Annotated in this window: 16 protein-coding genes and 1 pseudogene; 1 reads left to right on the forward strand and 16 read right to left on the reverse strand. The window is 65.2% G+C overall.

Translation table 11 applies throughout. The features are described from left to right. Positions 1–26 precede the first annotated feature (26 nt). From gcvP to arcD (RAM80_RS22650), 10 genes are all read right to left on the reverse strand, one after another. Entirely contained in the window at positions 27–2,876 is a 2,850-nt protein-coding gene (gene gcvP, locus RAM80_RS22605) for an aminomethyl-transferring glycine dehydrogenase (RefSeq protein ID WP_416422646.1), read from the reverse strand. A 9-nt stretch (positions 2,877–2,885) separates the two neighbouring features. Further along, positions 2,886–3,263 carry a glycine cleavage system protein GcvH gene (gene gcvH / locus RAM80_RS22610; RefSeq protein ID WP_416422647.1) on the reverse strand — a complete coding sequence of 126 codons (378 nt, stop codon included), beginning with the start codon at positions 3,261–3,263 and terminating at the stop codon, positions 2,886–2,888. A gap of 288 nt (positions 3,264–3,551) precedes the next feature. After that, entirely contained in the window at positions 3,552–5,060 is a 1,509-nt protein-coding gene (locus RAM80_RS22615) for a sigma-54-dependent transcriptional regulator (protein WP_416422648.1), read from the reverse strand. A 139-nt stretch (positions 5,061–5,199) separates the two neighbouring features. Then, the gene (locus tag RAM80_RS22620) at positions 5,200–5,880 is read right to left on the reverse strand and encodes an RES family NAD+ phosphorylase (protein ID WP_416422649.1); all 681 of its coding nucleotides are present in this window, start codon (positions 5,878–5,880) and stop codon (positions 5,200–5,202) included. Continuing rightward, on the reverse strand, positions 5,880–6,281 hold the full coding sequence (locus tag RAM80_RS22625) for an MbcA/ParS/Xre antitoxin family protein (protein ID WP_416422650.1): 402 nt from the start codon (positions 6,279–6,281) through the stop codon (positions 5,880–5,882). The genes RAM80_RS22620 and RAM80_RS22625 overlap by 1 nt, the downstream gene beginning before the upstream one ends. A 116-nt stretch (positions 6,282–6,397) precedes the next feature. Further along, a complete protein-coding gene (locus RAM80_RS22630; RefSeq protein ID WP_416422651.1) occupies positions 6,398–6,769 on the reverse strand; it encodes a DUF5064 family protein in 372 nt (123 codons plus the stop codon). A gap of 60 nt (positions 6,770–6,829) precedes the next feature. After that, the gene (arcC, locus tag RAM80_RS22635; RefSeq protein ID WP_416422652.1) at positions 6,830–7,759 is read right to left on the reverse strand and encodes a carbamate kinase; all 930 of its coding nucleotides are present in this window, start codon (positions 7,757–7,759) and stop codon (positions 6,830–6,832) included. Between the two features lie 114 nt (positions 7,760–7,873). Next, the gene (locus RAM80_RS22640; protein WP_416422653.1) at positions 7,874–8,884 is read right to left on the reverse strand and encodes an ornithine carbamoyltransferase; all 1,011 of its coding nucleotides are present in this window, start codon (positions 8,882–8,884) and stop codon (positions 7,874–7,876) included. A 27-nt stretch (positions 8,885–8,911) separates the two neighbouring features. After that, a complete protein-coding gene (arcA, locus tag RAM80_RS22645; RefSeq protein WP_416422654.1) occupies positions 8,912–10,168 on the reverse strand; it encodes an arginine deiminase in 1,257 nt (418 codons plus the stop codon). 31 nt (positions 10,169–10,199) lie between these two features. Further along, positions 10,200–11,627, reverse strand: a complete 1,428-nt coding sequence (gene arcD / locus RAM80_RS22650; RefSeq protein ID WP_416422655.1) for an arginine-ornithine antiporter — start codon at positions 11,625–11,627, stop codon at positions 10,200–10,202. 425 nt (positions 11,628–12,052) lie between these two features. Between arcD (RAM80_RS22650) and arcD (RAM80_RS22655) the strand changes: the two genes are divergently transcribed. Next, on the forward strand, positions 12,053–13,480 hold the full coding sequence (gene arcD, locus RAM80_RS22655; protein WP_416422656.1) for an arginine-ornithine antiporter: 1,428 nt from the start codon (positions 12,053–12,055) through the stop codon (positions 13,478–13,480). Between the two features lie 93 nt (positions 13,481–13,573). On the opposite strand, the gene RAM80_RS22660 is transcribed toward arcD (RAM80_RS22655), so the two are convergent. From RAM80_RS22660 to RAM80_RS22685, 6 genes and pseudogenes are all read right to left on the reverse strand, one after another. After that, a complete protein-coding gene (locus RAM80_RS22660; RefSeq protein ID WP_416422657.1) occupies positions 13,574–14,935 on the reverse strand; it encodes a CoA transferase in 1,362 nt (453 codons plus the stop codon). Positions 14,936–15,014: 79 nt separating this feature from the next. Continuing rightward, positions 15,015–15,770, reverse strand: coding sequence for a methyl-accepting chemotaxis protein (locus RAM80_RS22665; protein WP_416427539.1), 756 nt, complete (start codon positions 15,768–15,770; stop codon positions 15,015–15,017). A gap of 102 nt (positions 15,771–15,872) precedes the next feature. Next, a pseudogene (locus RAM80_RS22670) lies at positions 15,873–17,153 on the reverse strand (HAMP domain-containing protein); the annotation flags it as partial. Positions 17,154–17,260: 107 nt separating this feature from the next. Continuing rightward, positions 17,261–17,656 carry a YbaN family protein gene (locus RAM80_RS22675; protein WP_416422658.1) on the reverse strand — a complete coding sequence of 132 codons (396 nt, stop codon included), beginning with the start codon at positions 17,654–17,656 and terminating at the stop codon, positions 17,261–17,263. A 58-nt stretch (positions 17,657–17,714) separates the two neighbouring features. Next, positions 17,715–18,329, reverse strand: coding sequence for a biliverdin-producing heme oxygenase (locus RAM80_RS22680; RefSeq protein WP_416422659.1), 615 nt, complete (start codon positions 18,327–18,329; stop codon positions 17,715–17,717). 114 nt (positions 18,330–18,443) lie between these two features. Then, complete coding sequence (locus RAM80_RS22685) at positions 18,444–21,017, reverse strand: TonB-dependent receptor (protein ID WP_416422660.1); 2,574 nt, start codon at positions 21,015–21,017, stop codon at positions 18,444–18,446. Positions 21,018–21,167: the final 150 nt, after the last annotated feature.

The following is a 21,167-nucleotide window of genomic DNA, read 5'->3' on the forward strand; positions in this document are numbered from 1 at the left end:
GGGCAGGGTGCCCCCAGGCAATTTCCTCAAACGTCCTGATACGCCTCGATCGACGGGCAGGCACACACCAGGTTGCGGTCGCCAAACACGTTGTCGACGCGCCCGACCGGCGGCCAGTACTTGCTTTCCACCAGCGAGGCCAGCGGGTACACCGCCTGTTCGCGGCTGTAGGCGTGGGTCCACTCGCCCACCAGTTCGGCAGCGGTGTGCGGCGCGTTCTTCAGCGGGTTGTCGTCCTTGTCCAGGGCGCCGCTTTCCACCGCGCGAATCTCTTCGCGGATGCGGATCATGGCGTCGCAGAAGCGGTCCAGTTCAGCCTTGGATTCGCTTTCGGTCGGCTCGATCATCAGCGTGCCGGCCACCGGGAACGACATGGTCGGGGCGTGGAAACCGAAGTCGATCAGGCGCTTGGCCACGTCGTCGACGCTGATGCCGCTGCTGTCCTTCAACGGGCGCAGGTCGAGGATGCACTCGTGGGCCACCAGGCCGTTGCTGCCGGTGTACAACACAGGATAGTGCTCTTCCAGGCGGCGCGAGATGTAGTTGGCGTTGAGGATGGCCAACTGCGAGGCGCGCTTGAGGCCTTCGCCGCCCATCATGCGGATGTACATCCAGGTGATTGGCAGGATCGAGGCGCTGCCGAACGGAGCGGCGCAGACGGCGCCTTCCTTGCGCGCCATGGTGCCGTGGCCGGGCATGAAGGGTGCCAGGTGCGACTTCACGCCGATCGGGCCGACGCCCGGGCCGCCACCGCCGTGCGGGATGCAGAAGGTCTTGTGCAGGTTCAGGTGCGAGACGTCGCCGCCGAACTTGCCCGGGGCACATAGGCCGACCATGGCGTTCATGTTGGCGCCGTCGATGTACACCTGGCCGCCGTTGTCGTGGACGATGGCGCAGATCTCGCGGATGCCTTCCTCGAACACGCCGTGGGTCGACGGGTAGGTGATCATGATCGCGGCCAGGCGCTCGCGGTGCTCGATGGCCTTGGCGCGCAGGTCTTCGATGTCGACGTTGCCGCGCTCGTCGCAGGCGGTCACTACCACGCGCATGCCGGCCATGTGGGCGGTGGCGGGGTTGGTGCCGTGGGCCGACGACGGAATCAGGCAGATGTCGCGGCGCTCGTCGCCACGGCTGTGGTGGTAGGCGCGAATGGCCAGCAGGCCGGCGTACTCGCCCTGGGAGCCGGCGTTGGGCTGCAGCGACACGGCGTCATAGCCGGTGGCCTTGCACAGCATGCTTTCCAGCTCGTCGGTCAGCAGCTGGTAGCCCTTGCTCTGCTCGGCCGGGGCGAACGGGTGCAGGCTGCCGAATTCCGGCCAGGTGATGGGGATCATCTCGCTGGCGGCGTTGAGCTTCATGGTGCACGAGCCCAGCGGGATCATGGTGCGGTCCAGCGCCAGGTCCTTGTCGGCCAGCTTGCGCAGGTAGCGCATCAGCTCGGTTTCGGAGTGGTAGCGGTTGAACACTTCGTGGGCGAGGATCGGCGACTGGCGCAGCAGGCCGGCCGGCAGGGCGTCGGCGACGCTGGCAGCCAGGGCGTCGAATGCAGGCTGCTGGCCTGGGAACAGTGCCCAGAGGGCTTCGACGTCGGCCTGGCGAGTGGTCTCGTCCAGCGACAGGCCCAGGCGTTGGGCGTCGATTTCACGCAGGTTGAGGCCGGCGGCGCGGGCCTTGGCGTGCAGCTCGGCAGTGGCGCTGCCGGTGGCCAGGGTGAGGGTGTCGAAGAAGTGCTGCTGCTCGACGGTGACGCCCATGGCGCTCAGGCCCTGGGCCAGGATGGCGGTCAGGCTGTGGGTGCGGCGGGCAATCTGCACCAGGCCAGCCGGGCCGTGGTACACGGCGTACATGCTGGCGATGTTGGCCAGCAGCACCTGGGCGGTGCAGATGTTGCTGGTGGCCTTCTCGCGGCGGATGTGCTGCTCGCGGGTTTGCATGGCCAGGCGCAGGGCGGTCTTGCCGTGGCGGTCGATGGACACGCCCACCAGGCGGCCGGGCATGTCGCGCTTGAACGCGTCGCGGGTGGAGAAGTAGGCCGCGTGCGGGCCACCGAAGCCCAGCGGCACGCCGAAGCGCTGGGCGCTGCCGATGGCCACGTCGGCGCCGAACTCGCCCGGCGGGGTCAGCAGGGTCAGGGCCAGCAGGTCGGCGGCCACGGCTACCAGGGCGTTGGCGGCGTGGAAGCGCTCCACCAGCGCGCGGTAGTCGAAGATGTCGCCGTTGCTGGCCGGGTACTGCAGCAGCGCGCCGAAGTACTCACTGACGTCATCCAGCTGGGCCTCGTCGGCCACTACCACTTCAATGCCCAGGGGCTCGGCACGGGTGCGCAGCACGTCCAGGGTTTGCGGGTGGCAATGGGCGGAGGCGAAGAACCGGTGGCTGCCCTTGTTCTTGCTCAGGCGCTTGCAGAAGGTCATGGCTTCGGCGGCGGCGGTGGCTTCGTCCAGCAGCGAGGCGTTGGCGATCGGCAGGCCGGTGAGGTCGCTGATCAGGGTCTGGAAATTCAGCAGCGCTTCCAGGCGGCCCTGGGAGATTTCTGGCTGGTACGGGGTGTAGGCGGTGTACCAGGCCGGGTTTTCCAGCAGGTTGCGCAGGATCGGCGCCGGGGTGTGGCAGTTGTAGTAGCCCTGGCCGATGTAGGTCTTGAACAGCTGGTTCTGCGCGGCGATGGCCTTGATGGCGGCCAGGGCCTCGGCTTCACCCTGGCCGGCCGGCAGGTCGAGCACGGCGGTGCCCTTGATGCTGTCGGGGATGACGCTGGCGGTCAGCGCGTCGAGGTTGTCATAGCCCAGGGTGGCCAGCATGGCCTGCTCGTCGGCGGCGCGCGGGCCGATGTGACGGGCGATGAATTCGTTGGTGGTGGTCAGCGAGGTGGTCATCGTGAATCCTCAGGCCTGGGCGGCGATCAGGTTGTCGTAGGCCTGCTGGTCCAGCAGCTCGCCGACCTGGCTGGCATCAGCCGGGATGAAGCGGAAGAACCAGCCGGCGCCCAGGGCGTCTTCGTTGACCAGCTCGGGGCTGGCGTCGAGTTCGTTGTTCACTTCGACCACTTCGCCGTCCAGCGGCATGTTGATGCTGCTGGCGGCCTTCACCGATTCCAGCACCGAGACTTCGGCATCCTTGGCGTAGGTGGTCAGTTCCGGCAATTGCACGAACACCACGTCACCCAGGGCGTTCTGGGCAAAGGGGGTGATGCCGACTGTGACACTGCCGTCCGCTTCAACGCGCAGCCATTCGTGTTCGACAGTAAAACGCAACTCGCTCATGGAAACTCCTCGGGGCCAGATGACGGCTGGCCTACGCAATGGATGTGTCCGGGGCAGGGCACCGGACGGGGTCTGAGAGTTACATAGCAAGTTCGTTGCCAACCCGGGCTTTAGCCTTTGAAATCAGGGTTTTAGCGGGTTCGGGGGAAGTTTGGCAATTTGCGGGTGTAGCGAAATCGCTACGGGGTCGGCGGAGAAAAAAAGCCTTGGGGGATCAGGCCCTTGGGAATGGGCCTCTGGAACGAAGTGGAATGATATCGGTACGATGTAACGATATCATTCCATGATTTATTTCCCGCCGATGCCGTACTTGCGCAGGCGGTGGGCGATGGCCGTGTGCGAGGTCTGCAGGCGGGTGGCCAGCTGGCGGGTCGAGGGGAAGCTGGCGTACAGCTTTTCCAGCAGGGCCTTTTCGAAATCGCCCACGGCCTGCTCCAGGCTGTCCACCTCGCCGTCGCTGGTGTGCCGCGCCACCGCGGTGCCGGCGATGTCCAGGTCGCCGATGTCCACCAGCGAGCCTTCGCAGATGGCCGCCGCGCGGAAGATCACGTTCTGCAACTGGCGCACGTTGCCCGGCCAGCGGTTGCCCAGCAGCGCCGGGTAGGTGGCCGGCGCCAGGCGGCAGATGGGGCGCTGGATCTGCGTGCAGGCCTGCTGCATGAACGAGCGCGCCAGCAGCAGGATGTCCTGGCCGCGTTCGCGCAGGGGCGGCACGTCGAGGTTGAGCACGTTGAGGCGGTAGAACAGGTCTTCGCGGAACGCGCCCTCGCTGACCATCTTTTCCAGGTCGCGGTGGGTGGCGCTGAGGATGCGCACGTTGACCTTCACTTCCTTGTCGCCACCTACCCGGCGGAAGCTGCCGTCGTTGAGGAAACGCAGGAGCTTGGCTTGCAGGTACGGCGACATCTCGCCAATTTCGTCGAGGAACACCGTGCCCTGGTGCGCCAGCTCCATCAGCCCCGGCTTGCCGCCGCGCTGGGCACCGGTGAAGGCGCCGGGGGCATAACCGAACAGCTCGCTTTCAGCGAGGTTCTCCGGCAAGGCCGCGCAGTTCAGCGCCAGGAACGGTGCGCTGTGGCGCGCGCTGATGGCGTGGCAGGCACGCGCCACCAGCTCCTTGCCGGTGCCGGTCTCGCCCTGGATCAGCAGCGGTGCGTCCAGTGCCGCCACGCGCTGGGCGCGGGCCTTGAGGGTACGAATCGGCGGCGAATCGCCCAGCAGCGAGTCGAAGCCTTCGGCGTGGTCGTGGTGCAGCGCTGCCAGGCGCTCGCCGATGCGGTTGGGCGGGTACAGGGTCAGCAGCGCGCCGGCGTCGGTGATGGGCGTGGCGTCCAGCAGCAGGGTCTCGCCGTTGACGCTGACTTCGCGCAGCGGCAGGCGGAAACCCTGGTCCAGCAGGGTGTCGAGCAGGTTGGGGTCGCGGAACAGCTCGGTCACCGACTCGCCCGCAGGCTCCCGACCATACAGGCTGATCAGCGCCGGGTTGGCCAGCAACACGTTGCCGGCGCTGTCCAGGGCCAGCACCGGGTCGGTCATGGCCGCCAGCAGCGCGTCCAGCTGCAGGTGGCGGCGCTGGCCGGGAAGAATGTCCACCACGTTGACGTTCTGCACGCCGCGCACGCTCAGCAGCGCCTCGCGCAGCTCGTCCAGCACCTTGGGGCTCAGCGTCGGGGCATCGATGTAGACGTTGGGCGGCACCATCTCCACGGCATCGAGGTTGAGATTGCGCGCCCCCAGCAGGGCGAGGACTTCCTGGGTGATACCGACTCGATCGATGAAACTGACGTGAATGCGCATGGGCAGGCAGGGAATCTGGACAGCAGGGAGGGCGAGTATGCCTTGTCTGGCCTGCTTCGCGCACCCCCGTGGCGGCTGCCGAAGGCTGCGTCCGGACGTACTTGATGGGTGGGGCAGGGGACGCGGACTGTGGCCGCTGCTACGGGTTGGGGAGCTCTCGGATTTCGAGTACGTGGCTGAAGGTTTGCGATTTGCCGTCCCAGCAGTAACGGAAATGCGGGCCTTGGGTGGTGGGAGATAGTGCCGGTGGTCGCAGGGCTGCCACGCATTCATGTCGCGGCGAGCGCACGCTGCGATACAGCAGTCCCCATGCCTGTTCATCGCGTTGCTGACGGGCGAGTGCTTGAGTCGAGGGGTAGCTCGAAGCATCCTGGGAATGAAAGTCCTCGCGGTCTCTTACATCCACCAGAGGTTTGGTGACCTTGTTGATGTAAGTCCGCATGGTCACCTCGATGTTGTCCTGCGCGGTGGCGCGCCAGAACGCTTCCTGGTGATGGCGAGTCTCGGCGATCGCCGCCTCAATCGCATTGGCGCAGTAGTAAACGCCAAAACTTCCATCGGTATAGCGGCTCGCCCGGCCGATATGGGTGAACGCCGCCATGACAGGCGTGGCCCCTGGCCCGCACATTCGGTCCTGCGGGGGGACACGCTGGATTTGCCCCGCTTCATCACACAAACGATCGTTGGTCAGCCCCTCGATAAGAAACGCTGTTTCCAGGTCTGCGGGATCTAGGGTGTCCTCGAAAACGCTGATGGGCGGGAAGGCGCTGTTGACGATGCGAAAGGCCTGGTCCCAATCAGGCAGCACAGGGGGGGCCATCAACCGCGCACTGCGTCGAGGTAGCGCCGTACATCAGCCAGGTCCACCACGCGCCCACCCAGCATGTAGTCCAACGCGGAGCGACCGTTGAACGGCGCTGCCGAATTCGCCAGCCTGGGCCATTCATAGCTGCGTTCCGGCTGGTTGCTGAACAGAATGCGCAGGGCTTTGTGAATGCCCATCAGGTAGGAAATACGCTCCAGGGTGTCATGGGGCAGCCGCACGGTTGGACGTTTTTTCCAATTGAAGTAGGTGGTGTTGCCGATGCTGCCCAGCAGCACCCTTTGCTGGTCGGCCGTGCATTGCCAGTGCTCCATCAGGTTGAAGAAGAATGTAAGCGCCACTCGACCCATTTCAGCGTTGTCGCTGGCAGGATGTTTCAAGGGGGCCGAGGAGGTCATGGTCTTCTCCGAATATGACAGGTGAAATGATCATACTCCCGATACGAATGAATTAAATCAGATGATTCATATTCGGATGAAGGCAAGGTCCCAGATTCTTGTCAGGCGTTTCTCAATCAACCATAGGGGTCAAGATGCTCAGGCGACACCGCATCCCCCGACTGCGCGCCAATCTTGCTGCGAATGTCCTCGAACACCGCGTCGTAATGGCTGTGCATCGACAGTGACAACACGCTGGTGGTGGGCAGGCCGTTCTTGCGGGCGATGTGGTCGGCGGCGCTGGCGAAGTTGTACCAGTCGTCCTTGCCCAGTTCGAACTGGTCCTTGAAGGTCTTGTCGTTGATGTGGCCTTCGACGTCGAACTGCACGTATTTGCCGCGGCTGGCCTCGTGCAGCACCTGGTAGTCGAGCTTGATGTCGTAGCTGAAGTCGGTGGGTTGCAGCGCGGTGCGCTGGATGTGCAGGTGACCGGGTTCGAACTGGGCCATGGCGGGGCTCCTTCACGGAAAAAGTAGAGGATAGACCCTGGGGCCCATCCTCTGGTTCGACTACGGGTAGCGGATGCCCGGCGTGGCAGTGCTGATGCGTGTGCCGGCGCTGCCCTGGACAATGGCGTCGATGTCGGCCAGGGAGCCAATCACCGCTACTTTGCCGGTATTGCGCGCGAACTCGCAGGCTGCCTGCACCTTGGGCCCCATGGACCCGGCGGCGAAGCCCAGCTGTTCCAGGGCGTCAGGGTGCGCCTGGGCGATGGCTTGCTGGGTGGGTTTGCCCCAGTCGATGAATGCAGCCTGCACGTCGGTGGCGATCACCAGCAGGTCGGCGTCCAGTTGCTCGGCGAGCAGCGCCGAGCACAAGTCCTTGTCGATCACCGCTTCCACCCCCTGCAGCTTGCGGCCCTCGCCGTACAGGGTGGGGATGCCGCCGCCACCGGCGCAGATGACGATGCTGCCTTTTTCCAGCAGCCACTTGATGGGGCGGATTTCGAAGATGCGCTTGGGTTTGGGGCTGGCGACCACGCGGCGGAACTTGTCGCCATCGGCGGCGATGCTCCAGCCTTTTTCCGCCGCCAGGCGCTCTGCCTCTTCCTTGGAATACACCGGGCCGATGGGCTTGGTGGGGTGCTGGAACGCCGGGTCGTTGCGGTCCACTTCCACCTGGGTGAGCAAGGTGGCGAATGGCACTTCGAAGTCCAGCAGGTTGCCCAGTTCCTGCTCGATCATGTAGCCGATCATGCCCTCGGTCTCGGCGCCCAGCACGTCCAGGGGGTAGGGCGTGACAGAGGTGTAGGCCGCGGCCTGCAGCGACAGCAGGCCCACCTGCGGGCCATTGCCGTGGGCCACCACCAGTTCGTTGCCGGGAGCTATCTTGGCGATCTGCTCGGTGGCGATGCGAATATTGGCGCGCTGGTTGTCGGCGGTCATGGGTTCACCACGCCGCAGAAGGGCGTTACCGCCCAGTGCAACGACGATACGCATGGAAGATTCCTCTCGTCAGCAAATGATCCCTCGTAGCAGCTGCCGAAGGCTGCGTCCGCAGGCACCTCGGTCGTGCGTTCGGACGCAGCCTGGCGGCAGCTGCTACGCGGGTGTCTACAGGTCCGCCAGGGTCGCCACCAGGATCGCCTTGATGGTGTGCATGCGGTTTTCCGCCTGCTCGAAGGCGATGCACGCCGGCGACTCGAACACGTCGTCGGTTACCTCGATGCCGTTGGCCAGGTGCGGGTACTGCTCGGCAATCTGCTTGCCCACCTTGGTCTCCGAATTGTGGAACGCCGGCAGGCAGTGCATGAACTTGCTGCGCGGGTTGCCGGTGGCCTTCATCAGCTCGGCGTTCACCTGGTAGGGCAACAGCTGCTTGATGCGCTCGCCCCAGGCGTCCACGGGCTCGCCCATGGACACCCAGACATCGGTGTGCACGAAGTCCACCCCCTTCACGGCGGCTTTCGGGTCTTCGGTGAGGGTCAGGCGCGCGCCGCTTTCCTCGGCGTACTGCTTGCAGCGCGCCACCAGGTCTTCGTGGGGCCACAGCGCCTTGGGCGCGGCAATGCGGACGTCCATGCCCAGCTTGGCGCCGATCAGCAGCAGCGAATTGCCCATGTTGTTGCGCGCATCGCCCAGGTAGGCGTAGCTGATGTCATGCAGCGGCTTGTCGCTGTGTTCGCGCATGGTCAGCACGTCGGCGATCATCTGGGTGGGGTGGTATTCGTCGGTCAGGCCGTTGAACACCGGCACGCCAGCGTATTTTGCCAGTTCCTCGACAATGTCCTGCTTGAAGCCGCGGTACTCGATGGCGTTGTACATGCGCCCGAGCACGCGGGCGGTGTCTTTCATGCTCTCCTTGTGGCCGATCTGCGAGGAATTGGGGTCGATATAGGTGACATTGGCGCCCTGGTCGTAGGCGGCCACCTCAAAGGCGCAGCGGGTGCGCGTCGAGGTCTTCTCGAAGATCAGCGCAATGTTCTTGCCCTTCAGGTGCTGCTGCTCGGTGCCGGTGTACTTGGCGCGCTTGAGGTCACGGGACAGGTCCAGCAGGTAACGCAGCTCGCGAGTGGTGTGGTGTTCCAGGCTGAGCAGGCTGCGGTTGCGAATGTTGAAAGCCATGATGGATCTCCTTTGGCACAGGGTCGATCAGTAGTCGATAGGGTCGCGGACAATCGGGCAGGTCATGCAGTGGCCGCCGCCGCGGCCGCGGCCCAGCTCGCCGGCGCTGATGGTGATGACCTCGACACCGGCCTTGCGCAGCAGGGTGTTGGTGTAGGTGTTGCGGTCGTAGCCGATGACCACGCCGGGCTCCACGGCCACCACGTTGTTGCCGTCGTCCCACTGTTCGCGCTCGGCGGCGAAGCTGTTGCCGCCGGTTTCCACCACGCGCAGGGCCTTGAGGTTGAGGGCCGCGGCCACGGCGTCGAGGAACGGCTTTTCCTCGCGGCGGATGTCGATGCCGCCCGGTTTGCTGTCGTCAGGGCGCAGGGTGAAGGCGACGATCTGCTTCACCACTTCCGGGAAGATGGTCACCAGGTCGCGGTCGCAGAAGCTGAATACGGTGTCCAGGTGCATGGCGGCGCGGGACTTGGGCAGGCCGGCGACGATCACCCGCTCCACCGCCTTGTGCTTGAACAGGTTCTGCGCCAGCTGGCCGATGGCCTGGCGCGAGGTGCGCTCGCCCATGCCAATCAGCACCACGCCGTTGCCGATAGGCATCACGTCGCCGCCCTCCAGCGTGGCGCTGCCGTGGTCCTCGTCGGGGTTGCCGTACCACACCTGGAAGTCGGCGTCGGTGAACTCGGGGTGGAACTTGTAGATGGCGCTGGTCAGCAGGGTTTCCTGGCGGCGCGCCGGCCAGTACATGGGGTTCAGCGTTACGCCGCCGTAGATCCAGCAGGTGGTGTCGCGGGTGAACTGGGTGTTGGGCAGCGGCGGCAGGATGAAGCTGGAGTGGCCAAGAAAGTCGCGGAACATCTGTATGGTCTTGCCACCGAAGCTGTCGGGCAGGTCGTCGGCCGACACCCCGCCGATCAGGAATTCGGCGATCTTGCGCGGCTCCAGGCTGCGCAGCCAGCTGCGCACCTCGTCCACCAGGCCGACGCCGACCTGGTTGGGCACTACCTTGCGCGACAGTATCCAGTCCAGGGCTTCGGGTTGCCCGACGATATCGGTCAGCAGGTTGTGCATTTCAAGCACGTCGATGCCGCGCTCGCGCATCTTGGTCACGAAGTCGAAGTGGTCGCGCTTGGCCTGGTTCACCCAGAGCACATCGTCGAACAGCAGTTCGTCACAGTTGTTGGGGGTCAGGCGCTGGTGGGCAAGGCCTGGGGAGCAGACCATCACCTTGCGCAGCTTGCCCGCCTCGGAATGCACGCCGTATTTGATTTTTTCCGTGGACATTGCAGTGTTCCTCCAGATTCACAAACAGGGGTTAAAGCGTTAAGAACCCGTCATACAGCCCGTAGGCCGCGAACAGGGCACCGACGATCACCAGGGCGAATATCAATTTCTCCACGTTGGTAAAAATGGCTTGGCCCACCTCGCGCCGGGCCTTGGCGAACAGCAGCGCCCCGGGGGCGTACAGGAGGGCCGAAAGCAGCAGGTATTTGACGCCGCCGGCGTACAGCAGCCAGATGGCGTAGATCAGAGCGATGGCGCCAATGAACAGGTCTTTGCGGCGCTCGGCCAGGGCCTGTTCATAGGTTTCCCCGCGCACCGCCAGCAGCAGCGCATAGGCTGCCGACCACAGGTAGGGCACCAGGATCATCGAGGTGGCGAGGTAGATCAGCGACAGGTAGGTGCTGGCCGAGAACAGGGTGATCACCAGGAATACCTGCACCATGGCATTGGTCAGCCACAGCGCGTTGACCGGCACCTGGTTGGCGTTTTCCTTGCGCAGGAACGCCGGCATGGTGTGGTCCTTGGCGGCGGCGAACATGATCTCGGCGCACAGCAGCACCCACGACAGCAGGGCGCCCAGCAGCGAAATGATCAGGCCGACGCTGATCAGCACCGCGCCCCAGTGGCCCACCACATGCTCCAGCACGGCGGCCATGGACGGATTCTGCAACTTGGCCAGCTCCGGCTGGGTCATGATGCCCAGGCTCAGCACGTTCACCAGCACCAGGAACAGCAGCACGGTGATAAAGCCGATGACTGTGGCCTTGCCCACGTCCGAGCGTTTTTCCGCGCGGGCGGAAAAAATGCTCGCACCCTCGATGCCGATGAACACCCACACGGTGACCAGCATCATGTTGCGCACCTGGTTCATCACGCTGCCCAGGTCAGGGTTCATGCGCCCCCAGATATCCGCGGTGAAGATGTCCAGCTTGAAGGCGAACAGTGCGATCAGCACGAACAGCACCAGTGGCACCACCTTGGCGACGGTGGTCACCAGGTTGATGAACGCCGCTTCCTTGATGCCGCGCAGCACCAGGAAGTGCACCGCCCACAACAGAATGGACGCGCAGACGATGGCAACCGGGGTGTTGCCCTCGCCGAACACCGGGAAGAAGTAACCCAGGGTGCTGAACAGCAGCACGAAGTAGCCGACGTTGCCCAGCCAGGCGCTGATCCAGTAGCCCCAGGCCGAGGAAAAACCCATGTAGGCGCCGAAGCCGGCCTTGGCGTAGGCGTACACGCCGCCGTCCAGGTCGGGCTTGCGATTGGCCAGGGTCTGGAACACGAACGCCAGGGTCAACATGCCCACGGCGGTGATTGCCCAACCAATCAATACTGCGCCCACGTCGGCACTGGCGGCCATGTTTTGCGGCAGTGAGAATATTCCGCCACCAATCATCGAACCCACGACCAGCGCTACCAATGCGCCGAGCCTTAGTTTGTCGTTAGCTGCTGACATTGCTTGACTCCACGCTAGGAGAAGAGGCGATAGGGTAAGTCCGTTCCTAACCTTCGAGCATGATCCAGGTCATCTAATGTGCTTATTCCATGTTGCAATGGAAGTTCGTTTGTTTTGCGGAAAGATGAATCTCGGTCGCACGGAAGCCTTGTGCTGTGGGGCTTCCGTGCGATGCTTCGCCATGGGCTGGCGATGCCGAGAGCTTTCAAGTTAGCCCGGTTTTTCGATTTCGCAACCTTTATCGAGAATTTTTACCATTTGTTCAGTGCTTAGAAAATCGTACTGAATGGTTAATTAGCTGGCTATCTTTTCTTAGTGCTGGTGGCGATTGAAATAATATTCTTTTAGTCTTAAAACTGTCGGCGCGGCCCTTGTTTATATATTTAACTGCGCGGGGTAGCCCCAACTAGCCACTGGAGAATTGCATGGCGGAACATGGACAGAAGTTGCGATTGGGCGCATTGATCGCGCTAGTGGTGGGCTCGATGATTGGCGGTGGTATCTTCTCCCTGCCGCAGAACATGGCCGAACGCGCCGAGGTGGGCGCGGTGCTGATCGGCTGGGGCATCACCGCCGTGGGCATGCTGATGCTGGCGCTGGTGTTCCAGAACCTGGCCAACCGCAAACCCGCGCTCGATTCCGGGGTGTACGCCTACGCCAAGGCCGGGTTTGGCGACTACATGGGCTTCTCGTCGGCGTGGGGCTACTGGATCAGCGCCTGGCTGGGCAACGTGGGGTACTTCGTGCTGCTGTTCAGCACCCTGGGTTACTACTTCCCGGTGTTCGGCCAGGGCAACACGCCGCTGGCCATCGGCTGTGCGTCGCTGCTGCTGTGGGCGGTGCATTTCCTGGTGCTGCGGGGCATCAAGGAGGCCGCGTTCATCAACCAGGTGACCACCGTGGCCAAGGTGGTGCCGCTGGTGATGTTCATTGTCATCGCCGCCGTGGCGTTCAAGGCGGACATCTTCACCCAGGACATCTGGGGCGCCGGCAACCCCGGCCTGGGCAGCGTGCTGCAGCAGGTGCGGCACATGATGCTGGTGACGGTGTTCGTGTTCATCGGCATCGAGGGCGCCAGCGTGTATTCGGGGCGCGCCGAGCGTCGCGCGGACGTGGGCCGGGCCACGGTGCTGGGGTTCCTGGGCGTGCTGGCGCTGCTGGTGCTGGTGAACGTGCTGAGCCTGGGGGTGATGAGCCAGGGCGAACTCGCCGGCCTGCAGAACCCGTCGCTGGCGGCGGTGCTGGAGCATCTCGTCGGGCGCTGGGGCGCGCTGCTGATCAGCCTGGGGCTGGCGGTGTCGCTGCTCGGCGCGCTGCTGTCGTGGGCGCTGCTATGCGCGGAAATCCTCTACGCCACCGCACGCGACGCCACCATGCCGCGCTTCCTGAAAAAGGAAAACGCCAACGGCGTGCCGGTGAACGCGCTGTGGATGACCAACCTGATGATCCAGCTGTTCCTGCTGATCACCCTGGTGTCGGCGGGCACCTACAACAGCCTGATCTACCTGGCGTCGTCGATGATCCTGGTGCCGTACCTGTGGTCGGCGGCCTATGCGGTGCTGCTGGCAGTGCGGGGCGAGACCTACGAGGGGCTGGCAGCGGTGCGCCAGCGTGACCTGCTGATTGCGGCGGTGGCGCTGCTGTATGCGATCTGGCTGCTGTACGCGGGCGGGTTGAAATACCTGCTGCTGTCGGCGCTGTTGTACGCGCCGGGGGTGATTTTGTTCGCCAAGGCCAAGCGCGAGCAGGGGCAGCCGTTGTTCACGGGGTGGGAGAAACTGATATTCGCGGCGGTGCTGGTGGGAGCCGGGTTGGCGGCGTATGGGTTGTACAGCGGGGTGCTGGCGTTGTGAGCAATGGCCTTTGTGGGAGCTGGCTTGCCAGCGAGTTTTTCGCCCCCGTAAAGCTCGCTGGCAAGCCAGCTCCCACAACGACTGCGCCGCGGTTCAGCTGAAGCTCGCAGGGCTGGCGCCCAGCTGGCCGGCGGGGCAGGCCCACTGCATGGGCGTGCCGGCGAGGGCCAGCGGCGGCGTCAGGCGCTGGGCCGGGCCCCAGGGGGTGTGCTCGATCTGGCTGGCCAGGTCGGCGCCGGTTTCTGCGGCCAGGGGCAGGTCGGTGGTGACCTGGCCATGGTCGATCAGCGCCTTGGCGGTGCGCGCCAGTGACAACCGCGCCGCGCTGCCGCGGCCGCTGGCCAGGCGCTCGCGCAGGCCATTGATGGCGGCTGCGGCGGCCAGGTAGCCGGTGGCCATGTCCAGCGCCTGCACCGGCAAGGGCACGGGCTTGTCCGCCTGGCGCCACTGCTGGCCGGCGGCGGCGATGCCGGTGCTCATCTGCACCAGGCTGTCGAAGCCACGCCGGTTGCGCCACGGGCCGGTCCAGCCGTAGGCATTCAGGCTGATGTCGATCAGCCCGGGGTTCAGCTGGCGCACCCGTTCGGCGCCGAAGCCCAGGCGCTCCAGGGCGTCTGCGCGGTAACCGTGGACGAATATATCGGCCTGGGCCAGCAGGCGCTCGAAGCTGATGCGGTCCAGGCTGTCGTGCAGGTCCAGGCGCGCGCAGCGTTTGCCCAGGGTCACCTCCGGGGCCAGCGACGGCTCTTCCCAGCCCGGCGGGTCGATGCGCAGCACGTCGGCGCCCATTGCGGCGAGGAAGCGCGTGGCCACAGGCCCTGCGAGGATGCGCGTGAGGTCCAGCACCTTGATCCCGGCCAGCGGCTGCGCGCGGCTGCCACGCCAGCCCTGCACGCCCTGCGCATCGAACTGTTCAAGCTGCACCAGCGGCTCGCCGGCCACGGCCTGGCCCTGGGCATGGCCGGCCCACTGCGCCAACTGCAGCATCTGCGCCGCGCAGCCATTGGCCTCGACCACGGCGCGCTCCAGTGCCTCGGCGTCCCACTGGCTGACAGCCTTGGCCACGCTGTCACGGTCCTCGCACGGGCCCAGCACCTGCAGGGCCGCGGCGCGGTGATGGGGCGCATTGGTGTGCAGGCGAATCCAGCCGTCGCGGGTGGCGTAGTCGCCGGCGATCGGGTCCCAGGGCGGTGGCGGCGCCCAGCCCATGGGGCGCAGGCTGCTGGCGAACCAAAACGAGGCCAGGCGGCGGTCGACGCTGAGGCTGCCTGCGGGCACGCCTTGCTGGCGCAGCAGGTCGGCCACGGCCAGGCCTGCCGCGCCAATGCTGGCGCTGGCCAGGTCACTGACGGCGAAGGTCGAGGGCAGGGCGCCCATGCCGGGAAAACTGGTGGCGGGCAGTCGCTCCAGCGGCAGCTGCAGCGCCTGGGCGAAAGTGGCGAGTAGTTCGGACATCGCAAACGGCCCTCCAAGGTGAAGGACCGTGGGGCAACAGTCCCTGTGCATTGCAGCAACAATACACAGGGTTGGACCATCAAACGCGGAATTGATCCATCAATTTCATCTGCTGGGTGGCCAGCGCGTTCAGCTGGCTGCTGACCTGGGCCGACTCGGTGGCCTGGCCGGTCAGGGTCTCGGTCACCGTGCGAATGGCCGAGACGTTGCGGTTGACCTCTTCGGCCACCGCGCTCTGTTCCTCGGCGGCGCTGGCGATCTGCAGGTTCATGTCGCTGATCACCGTCACCGCCTGGCTGATCTTGCCCAGGGCCTGCACGGCCTGGTGGATCTGCCCGGCGTTCTCCTGGGCCTTGGCGTGGCTGGAGTGCATGGTCTGCACCACGCCGCGGGTGCCGCTCTGGATGCGCTCGATCACGTGGCGAATCTCTTCCACCGAGTCCTGGGTGCGCTTGGCCAGGTTGCGCACCTCGTCGGCCACCACGGCGAAGCCTCGGCCGCTTTCGCCGGCGCGGGCGGCCTCGATGGCAGCGTTCAGGGCCAGCAGGTTGGTCTGTTCGGCGATGCTGCGGATCACTTCCAGCACGCTGCCGATCTGCTCGCTGTTCACCGCCAGGGTCTCGACCTCGCCCACGGCCTTGCTGACTTCCTCGGCCAGCAGGTTGATGTCGCGGGTGCTGCGCTCGATGATCGACATGCCGTCCTTGGCCGACTGGTCGGCGCCACGGGCGGCGCTGGCAGCGTTGGACGCGCTGTTGGCGACGTCGTGGGCGGTGGCGCTCATTTCGTTGGAGGCGGTGGCCACCTGGTCGATCTCGCGGAACTGCACCTGCATGCCGTCGCTGGTGCGGCGGGCAATTTCCGAAGACTGGTCGGCGGTGGTGCGGGCGTCGGTGACGCTCTGCTTGATCTGCGCGATGGTGGGTTGCAGCTTGTCGAGGAAGCGGTTGAACCAGCTCACCAGCTCGCCCAGTTCATCCTTCTTGGTGTATTTCAGGCGCTGGGTCAGGTCGCCGTCGCCGCTGGCGATGTCCTTGAGCATGGCCGCCACGCTGTTGATCGGGCGGGTCACGCCGCTGGCGGTCAACCAGATCAGCACCAGGCCGACCAGGGTGGCGACGATGCCCACCAGGATGGCGGTGATGGTGCCGCGGGTCTGGGCGGCGTCGAGCACGCCCTGCAGCTTGACCGAGTCGGCCAGCAGGACCTTTTCCGGCAGGTCGATGACCACGCCCCACGGCGTGCCACCGGTGATCGGCGCGGCCGGGTACACGGCGCGAATGGTGTCGCCCTGTTTCAGCACCTTGGGCTGGTCGCTGGCGATCAGGCGCATGATCTCGCTGCCGTCGGCGCCCAGCACCTGGTCGATCTTCTTGCCCAGCAGGCTGGCGTCGCCGCTGTTGGCCGCCAGGGCGCCGGCGGTGGAGGCGATCATGATGCGCCCGGCGCCGTTGAACAGGTCGGCCTGGGCTTTTTCCGCCGAGGTCTGCAGCGAGTCCAGCGCCAGGTCCACGCCCACCACGCCCACTACCTTGCCCTGGTCCAGCAGCGGCACGGCGATGCTGGTCATCAGCATCAGCTTGTTGCCCACGGTGTCGGTGTAGGGCTGCAGCAGGCACGGCTTGCCGCTGTCGCGGGCGCAGGTGTACCAAATGTTGTACGGGGTGCCGGTGAGGTTCAGCTCGGTCTTGTTCATGTCACCTTCGGAGGTGACGGTGTTCAGCGCGGTGCCGTTGGAGCGGCTCCAGTAGGGGGCGAAACGCCCGCTTTCGTTGGAGGTGCGCTTGTCGTCGTTGACGAATTCGGCGTCGTGGCCGTCCAGCGCCTGGCGCTCGAACGAGGTCCACACGCCCAGCACTTTCGGGTTGCGTTCGAACACCGCTTTCAGCGCCTGGTTGAGCTCTTCACGCAGGGCCGCCGGCGGCAGGCCACGCTTCACCGCCAGGGCGCGCAGGCCCATGATCTGGTCGGCGGCGGCGTTGGCCACCAGCAGGTTGTCGCCGAAGGTCTTCTGCATCTGCGCGGCTTTTTCCGCGGCCTTGCTCTGTAGCAAATTCTGGACGCTTTCGGTCAGCATCTTGCGGCTGGACGCGCTCACCAGCGCATCATTCTGGCTGGTCTGGTACAGGTTTATCCCGACGATCAAGCCCGCCACGCCCAATAGGCAAAGGCCGGCCAGCAATACTATTTTCAGACGTATCGAAAGGTTGTCGAACATGGGCGCGCACTCACAAGTTGACCAGTCGGGACAGCGGGGGTCGAGCACGACCCCGCCCGCCGAAGCACTTCAGCGATACCGGGAGATCGGCGTATACGCGTCTAACTTTAAATATTTTTGACAGAAGGCTCGGGGCGCGACCAAATCCACAGGTTCACCACCAGCATGCAGCCGATGGCGGCGAACACTGGCCAGGCGTGCTTGAGCGTCAGCAGCATGATCACCGAGCAGGCGAGCATGCTCAGGGTGGCGCTGACCTTGGCCCGGCGCGCGACGATCTTGCCGTTGCGCCAGTTGCTGAGGATGGGCCCGAACAGGCGGTGGTTTTCCAGCCAGGCGCTCAGGCGCGGCGAGCTGCGGGTGGCGGCCCAGGCGGCCAGCAGGATGAATTCGGTGGTGGGCAGGCCGGGAATGACGATGGCCACCAGGCCAATGCCCAGGCTGACGTAGGCGAGCAGGCCAAACAGGATGCGCGCGGTTTTGGAGGGCAGTGGGCGGGTCATGGAATCAGCGTGTAAAAGGTGTTCGCCGGCCGGTGGCACGCCACCGGCCGGTGTCGACTCAAGCGTGAGCGGAATACGTGTGCTGCAAGAGTATTTGCAGGCGCGCGAAGGCGTCAACCGCGGCCCGATCGGCGTCGGCTTCTTCACTTGGGGTGAAGGGCAGGGCGTCGAAGATGGCGTTGAAGGCTTTCCAGCCGCGCATGCGGCCGCCTTCAGGCTCGGCCAGGTGGCGGGCGCCGAAGGTTTCGCTCAGGCCCATGGCCTCGGCGCGCTTGATCAGGATGGCGGCGCCCAGCTTCGAGCCTTCCGACACGCGGATCCAGGTCAGCGCCGTGGCGCGGTTGGGGTTCGCCAGGGCGCCCGGCACGGCGGCCGGCACCTCCAGGCCCAGGTCGGCAAGGTCGGCCAGGGCTGCGTCGGCGCGGCAGCGCGAGGCCAGGTCGGGGAACAGCTGGTTCAGTTCCGGGTCGGTGTACAGGCCCTTGAGTTCGGACTGGAACAGGTACTGCATCTGCAGGAAACGGCCGTAGCTTTCGCGGCTTTCGAACGGCGCGTGGGCGCCCACGGCGTGTTCCAGTTGGTCGTGCAGCACGGCACTGGCCTGGCGCAGGCGCAGCGAGCGCAGGGCCGGCTGCTCGGCGGCCGGGGCGGCGTTGGTTTCGATGGCACTCATATGCAGGATCCTGAAAAAAGGGAAAGGCTGCCTTACTAGACGAATCAGCCGGGCAAACTCAGTAAAAAAAATGCTGCGGTACCGTTGCCCAGGGCAACGGTACCGCGATTGACATCAGATGTCCCACACCAGGTTGACCGAGAAGTTGCGGCCAGGCTGGGTCAGGCGGTCGAGGTTGGCCGGCTGGGTCACCGAGGCCTCGCCCACGCTGTCGTAGCCGCGCACGTCATCCCACAGCCAGTATTTCTTGTCGGTCAGGTTGTACAGGCCGGCGCTGACGGTGACGTCCTTGGTGACCTTGTAGTAGCCGGTCAGGTCGAGGATGCCGAAGCCAGGGGTCTTGAACTGGGTGCTGGTGCCGTCCGGGGTGTGGAAGCTGCTGCTGTCCACGCGGTCCTTCTTCTTCACCACGGTCCAGCTCAGCAGGCCGCCGTAGTTGTCCTGGTCGTAGCCCAGGCCGAACACCCCGGTCAGCGGGTTGACGCTGTTGAGCGGCTCGCCGGTGTCGTCGTTGCGGCCGTAGGCGTAGGACACAGAGCCTTGGGTGTACAGGCCGCTGGCCAGGCCGAAGGTGTCCAGGTTCAGGCGGCCCTTGGCCTCGGCGCCCTTGATGGTGGCCTTCTTGATGTTGACGCTCTGGAAGGTGGTCTCGGTGTAGCCGGGGGTCAGCGAGTTCTCGTCGATGAAGTCGTGGTACTTGTTGTAGAACACCGCCAGGTCGAAGGTGCCGTGTTCGAACTGGCCACGCAGGCCGGTCTCGAAGCTCTTGCTGCTCTCAGGCTTGAGGTTCGGGTTGGGCGCCACGGTGTAGCCCTGGGAGGTGTTGGTGAAACGGCCGTACAACGCCTTGGCGGTCGGCGTGCGGAAGCCCTCGGCGTACTGGCCGTACCAGGTGTAGTTCTCGTTGAAGGCATAGGTCACGCCCAGGCGCGGGGTAGCCTTGTGCCAGGTTTTCTCTTCGGCGCTGACGTCGTCGCCGCTCTGGGCCGCAGTGTTGAGGAACTCCTGGGTGATGTGCGGCTTCATCTGCGTGTAGTCGTAGCGAATACCCGGCAGGAAGGTCCACTGGTCCCACTTGATCTCGTCCTGGGCGAACAGGCTGTAGGTGTTGACGGTCGGGTCCGGGAAGTCGCTGGCAGGCGTCAGGGTGTCGGAGGTGTTGGTGCTCACCGCGCCGATGGCGCTGCAGTAGGTGGCTACCGACATGCAGATGCCCTCGCCGGTGCGCAGGCCGGTGACCTTCTGCTGCTTGAGGGTGGTGCCGTAGGTCAGGTGGTGGTCGGTGTCGGCGATGGCGAAGGACTTGTCCAGCTGCGCATCGAAGATCCAGGTGCGTTCCTTGTACTGGGTGTCGCGGGTGCGGTACACCACGCGCGACGGCGCGTAGATTTCCTCGGTGCTCTCGTCGGTCTTGGCGATCTGGTAGTTGAGGCTCATCTTCACGTGGTCGGCCAGGTAGCTGTCCAGGCCGAAGCTGTTCTCGATGCCGAAGCGCTCGCGCGAGGTGGTGGTGTTGCCGCTGCGGGCCTTGTACATGCCAAAGCCGGCGCCGTTGACGAAGGGGCCGCCCACCGCGCTTTTCTGGTTGGTGTCGCGGTCATCCTTGTACTTTTCGTAGGTCAGGCCCAGGCGTGCATCGTCGCCGTAGTTCCAGCCCAGCTTGGCCAGCACGTTGGTGGTCTTGGCGTCTTCGGGGTTGGCCGCGGTGCGGCTCAGGCCGGTGCCGCCGTGGTCGCCGTAGGACTGGGTCTCGTGGCCGTCGCGCTGGCTCAGGTGCAGCAGGCCGTCGAAGTCGCCTTCGCGGCCGGCGATGGTGCCGGACTTCAGCCAGCTGCGGTCGGCCGAGCTGTAGCCGGTCTTCAGGCGGGCGCCGAAGTCCTGGCCGGGCTTGATGATGTCGTCGGGGTCGAGGGTGTAGTAGCTGACGGCGCCGCCGATGGCGCTGCTGCCGTACAGCGACGAGGCCGGCCCGCGCAGGATCTCCACGCGCTTGACGATTTCCGGGTCAACATAGTTGCGGTTGGTCTGTGCGTAGGGGCCATTGAAGAAGCTGGCCGGCACTTCCACGCCGTCGACCTGGGTGAGCACGCGGTCGCCGTCGATGCCGCGGATGTTGTAGCCGGTGATGCCTGCGCGCTGGCCGGCGCCGCCTACCGACACGCCGGGCTCGTAGCGCACCAGTTCCTTGATGGTGTTGACGTTGTTGCGGTCCAGGGTCTGGCGGTCCTGCACGGTCACGGTGGCGGGCACGCTGTTGACGTCCTGGGCGTTGCGCGTGGCGCTGACGGTGACCTGCTGCAGGGCGATGGCGCCGTTGTTGCGCGCTTCCAGCACGACGTTGTTGGGGCCCAGCTTGTGCACGCTCAGGTTGGTGCCCACCAGCAGGCGCTCCAGGGCCTGTTCAGGCTTGAGCGAGCCGCGCACGCCCGGCGATTGCACGTCCTTGGCCAGGTCTGCCGACAGCCCCACCTGCCAGCCGGTCACCTGGGTGAAGGCGTTGATGGCCGACACCAGCGACTGCTGGCCGATGGCGAAGCTGTAGTTGCCCATGGCCTGGCTGCCGCCGGCCGGTGCCGCGGCCATGGCCGGGGCCACCTGGGTGGCGGCCAGCATGATGGCCATGGTCAGCACGGACAGCGTGCGTGGGCCGGGTTTGGCGGTGCTGAAACGATTGAAACCTGAGGACATCGAAGGGCGCTCCCTGTCGCGCGGCGTTATAGTTATGAACTGAGTCAAAATGCGAATCAGTTGCATTGGCTATAACGAGACGAAGCAGGGTGCGTGATCGCGTAAAAATAAATTGGATCGCGCGTGGGAGCTGGCTTGCCAGCGAGCTTT

Source organism: Pseudomonas sp. App30 (assembly GCF_047947025.1).
Taxonomy (GTDB): domain Bacteria; phylum Pseudomonadota; class Gammaproteobacteria; order Pseudomonadales; family Pseudomonadaceae; genus Aquipseudomonas.

What these genes read in the sequence shown, in the direction of transcription:
- gcvP (WP_416422646.1), bottom strand. Translation starts at nt 2,876, where the DNA reads ATGACCACCTCGCTGACCACCACCAACGAATTCATCGCCCGTCACATC.
- gcvH (WP_416422647.1), bottom strand. Translation starts at nt 3,263, where the DNA reads ATGAGCGAGTTGCGTTTTACTGTCGAACACGAATGGCTGCGCGTTGAA.
- RAM80_RS22615 (WP_416422648.1), bottom strand. Translation starts at nt 5,060, where the DNA reads ATGCGCATTCACGTCAGTTTCATCGATCGAGTCGGTATCACCCAGGAA.
- RAM80_RS22620 (WP_416422649.1), bottom strand. Translation starts at nt 5,880, where the DNA reads ATGGCCCCCCCTGTGCTGCCTGATTGGGACCAGGCCTTTCGCATCGTC.
- RAM80_RS22625 (WP_416422650.1), bottom strand. Translation starts at nt 6,281, where the DNA reads ATGACCTCCTCGGCCCCCTTGAAACATCCTGCCAGCGACAACGCTGAA.
- RAM80_RS22630 (WP_416422651.1), bottom strand. Translation starts at nt 6,769, where the DNA reads ATGGCCCAGTTCGAACCCGGTCACCTGCACATCCAGCGCACCGCGCTG.
- arcC (WP_416422652.1), bottom strand. Translation starts at nt 7,759, where the DNA reads ATGCGTATCGTCGTTGCACTGGGCGGTAACGCCCTTCTGCGGCGTGGT.
- RAM80_RS22640 (WP_416422653.1), bottom strand. Translation starts at nt 8,884, where the DNA reads ATGGCTTTCAACATTCGCAACCGCAGCCTGCTCAGCCTGGAACACCAC.
- arcA (WP_416422654.1), bottom strand. Translation starts at nt 10,168, where the DNA reads ATGTCCACGGAAAAAATCAAATACGGCGTGCATTCCGAGGCGGGCAAG.
- arcD (WP_416422655.1), bottom strand. Translation starts at nt 11,627, where the DNA reads ATGTCAGCAGCTAACGACAAACTAAGGCTCGGCGCATTGGTAGCGCTG.
- arcD (WP_416422656.1), top strand. Translation starts at nt 12,053, where the DNA reads ATGGCGGAACATGGACAGAAGTTGCGATTGGGCGCATTGATCGCGCTA.
- RAM80_RS22660 (WP_416422657.1), bottom strand. Translation starts at nt 14,935, where the DNA reads ATGTCCGAACTACTCGCCACTTTCGCCCAGGCGCTGCAGCTGCCGCTG.
- RAM80_RS22665 (WP_416427539.1), bottom strand. Translation starts at nt 15,770, where the DNA reads ATGCAGGTGCAGTTCCGCGAGATCGACCAGGTGGCCACCGCCTCCAAC.
- RAM80_RS22675 (WP_416422658.1), bottom strand. Translation starts at nt 17,656, where the DNA reads ATGACCCGCCCACTGCCCTCCAAAACCGCGCGCATCCTGTTTGGCCTG.
- RAM80_RS22680 (WP_416422659.1), bottom strand. Translation starts at nt 18,329, where the DNA reads ATGAGTGCCATCGAAACCAACGCCGCCCCGGCCGCCGAGCAGCCGGCC.
- RAM80_RS22685 (WP_416422660.1), bottom strand. Translation starts at nt 21,017, where the DNA reads ATGTCCTCAGGTTTCAATCGTTTCAGCACCGCCAAACCCGGCCCACGC.